Origin of the sequence: Xenorhabdus budapestensis (genome assembly GCF_002632465.1) — a bacterium.
In the GTDB taxonomy this organism is placed as follows: domain Bacteria; phylum Pseudomonadota; class Gammaproteobacteria; order Enterobacterales; family Enterobacteriaceae; genus Xenorhabdus; species Xenorhabdus budapestensis.
In genome coordinates this window covers 1-576 of record NZ_NIBS01000134.1, presented here as the reverse complement: position 1 = coordinate 576, position 576 = coordinate 1, and the positions used below count along the sequence as shown (strand labels likewise).

At 38.7% G+C, this 576-nt stretch carries 1 protein-coding gene; it reads right to left on the bottom strand.

The features are described 5' to 3' along the window. Window positions 1–112 precede the first annotated feature (112 nt). Complete coding sequence (locus tag Xbud_RS19270; protein WP_099137552.1) at window positions 113–433, bottom strand: hypothetical protein; 321 nt, start codon at window positions 431–433, stop codon at window positions 113–115. Window positions 434–576: the final 143 nt, after the last annotated feature.

Here is a 576-nt window from a genome sequence, read left to right as displayed (position 1 = left end):
ATTCAACAGAGCTTCCCGCGCTGCTTGTTGTGATTCTAGTGTTAATTCTTCAAATTTCATGATGACCTCAATCATTTGTGTTGTGTTTTGATATAGTCCCACAACCCCAGAATTATTTGCTCTGAGGTGGCAATGCGTTCTCTAATTTCAATAGTCCATCAGGTATTTGAGGTAAATCGCAACGCCATACCGGATTTACCCATACATCACGAAGTTCTTTGAATGCCGGTATAAACCCCATCACAAATGAACCGTATATCAGCATTGGAACAGCAACTAGCGCAATAAACCATTTGTAAACATAAATATTCAATTCGTTTTCATCACCGATGATCACTGTTGAATATTGATAAGATTTGAGTTGATTATACTTGAAAAATTTGTTGTGCATTTTTTGGTTAATTTTGTGCTCACCTTTTGGTAATCCATTCATCTCTATTTACCTACATTCAGTATTCACATAATCCTGCAAATATTTCAGTTTTGCCCGGTCGTTGATGATGCCTTCTCGGATATCGAGAACAGTTGATCCAGTTTCTCCAGTGAGTTCGACGGGGGTTCCATTGACCACGTCGC

Bases quoted from the DNA above. Each gene is read 5' to 3' on its own strand.
- Xbud_RS19270 (WP_099137552.1), bottom strand. From the start codon at position 433: ATGAATGGATTACCAAAAGGTGAGCACAAAATTAACCAAAAAATGCAC.